Source organism: Anaplasma marginale str. Florida, from assembly GCF_000215485.1.
GTDB classification, from domain to species: Bacteria; Pseudomonadota; Alphaproteobacteria; order Rickettsiales; family Anaplasmataceae; genus Anaplasma; species Anaplasma marginale.
The window spans coordinates 1-1,636 of the sequence record NZ_AFMS01000123.1; the positions used below are offsets into that span (position 1 = coordinate 1).

At 47.1% G+C, this 1,636-nt stretch carries 3 protein-coding genes; 2 read left to right on the forward strand and 1 reads right to left on the reverse strand.

Features of this window, described 5'->3' with window-relative positions:
- Positions 1-134, reverse strand: a 134-nt coding sequence (locus GAC_RS05500) for a DUF2610 domain-containing protein (RefSeq protein ID WP_141564197.1), incomplete at its 3' end; no start/stop codon positions are given.
- Positions 135-349: 215 nt separating this feature from the next.
- Here GAC_RS05500 and GAC_RS06035 point away from each other — a divergent pair.
- Both GAC_RS06035 and GAC_RS03310 read left to right on the forward strand, forming a co-directional pair.
- A complete protein-coding gene (locus GAC_RS06035) occupies positions 350-589 on the forward strand; it encodes a hypothetical protein (RefSeq protein ID WP_241760145.1) in 240 nt (79 codons plus the stop codon).
- Positions 590-615: 26 nt separating this feature from the next.
- Complete coding sequence (locus GAC_RS03310) at positions 616-1,380, forward strand: SAM-dependent methyltransferase (protein WP_241760146.1); 765 nt, start codon at positions 616-618, stop codon at positions 1,378-1,380.
- Positions 1,381-1,636 lie beyond the last annotated feature (256 nt).

Sequence of the window (1,636 nt, forward strand, 5' to 3'; positions counted from 1 at the left end):
CGCTCTTTTGATAGCCAGGTGTTTTGGTGCTGTACAGGGTGTGCGTCCGGCCTTGGTTCCCCAATATATATAGCAAATGGGGCAATTCTACCGCCAAACTCGCATGGGATAATAAACTTCTTGATTCCAGACATGATGCTACTCTAGTAATTGCAAATCGCGCTTCTGAAGACATTCTACATATCTTAAGGTTTTGTGTGTACCACAAATTTATGGTGGACCATAAAAAAGAACCAATATCGGAATGGCCGGGGTGCGCGGTTGTTTTGGGCGGCAAAACCACTTAAACTTGGGCTGTACCGCGTAGGTTCTCCATGGTATCTGACTCAGGTAATATATACGTTAACACATGGGTTTTTGTTTTAAGAAATTCATTTTTGAAAATTCTGCCCACGTGACGATGGATAGGTTTATGAGCCTTGCCCTGTATCATGAAGAGCATGGGTATTATATGACCAGGGTGCCCTTCGGCCGAGCTGGGGATTTCGTAACGTCGGCGGAAATAAGCCAACTTTTTGGAGAAGTTGTTGCACTTTGGATTCTATCCTACCTAGAAAGTGCTGGAATTTCGGAAAATTTTCCCTCCTAGAACTTGGTCCGGGCAGGGGGACGCTGATGCATGACATTCTGAGGGTGTTTGAACAATTCCCCAGATACGATGCCCTGCTTGAGGTCCATTTGCTTGAAATCAGCCCACTATTGCGCAACACTCAGCGTGCGACATTGGAAAGCTTCTCGGCGCGCAAAGAAATCTCTTGGCATTGTAAATTGGAAGAGCTGCCGGAAAGGCCCACAATTGTGGTGGCGAATGAGTTTTTTGATGCGCTACCAGTGAGGCAGTTTATACGTACTAGCGGGGCCTGGAAGGAGTGTTGTGTATGCAATGATGGAGGAAATTTAGGCATTGTGGCTGTGGACACGCAATATAACCTTGATGAGTATGGTGATGTACCCGAAGGAGGAATAATAGAGCGCTGCGAGGCTGCCAGTGACGTTTTAGCATGTTTGGAAAAAATTATTGTGCGCAATGGGGGAGCGGCCGCCATATTTGACTATGGATATTTACAACCGCCGTACCGTAGTACCATACAATCAGTGAAGAGCCACCATTATTGCGATTTTCTCGATAACATCGGGGAATGTGACATCACCGCACACGTCGATTTTGGCTTGTTGCAGAAGCACGCTCAACGCCTAAATAGCAAGGTTGTGACCCAGAGGGAGTTTTTGTATCAATTTGGGATCCGCGAGAGGCTAGCGTGCCTTGAACGCAATGCTACCGAGAGGCAGAGGCGTGAACTTAAAGGCGCGTTCCTGCGCCTTACGGAAAATATGGGCACGATGTTTAAAGTGTTATTGCTGAACCACGAACGACATTGAGCATTGGTCTGCAGGTTGCCTATAAACTAAGCCTCAGGTCGGCAAGTTGCTCACGCAGCTTTAGGTTGGGTATATATCAATGTGACAACGAATTGTTCTGGCGATATAATCCTGCTCTGCAGGTAGCTTGGAGGCGCGGTGCGTCATGGGTGGCAGCCATTCTGAGAGTGATCATGTAACCCTGGTCAGGGAAAAAGTGAGGCTCCTTGATGTTGTGTCCAAGAAGATCAAACTCATCAAAAGAGGCAGTAACCAT

What these genes read in the sequence shown, in the direction of transcription:
- GAC_RS06035 (WP_241760145.1), top strand. Translation starts at nt 350, where the DNA reads ATGGGTTTTTGTTTTAAGAAATTCATTTTTGAAAATTCTGCCCACGTG.
- GAC_RS03310 (WP_241760146.1), top strand. Translation starts at nt 616, where the DNA reads ATGCATGACATTCTGAGGGTGTTTGAACAATTCCCCAGATACGATGCC.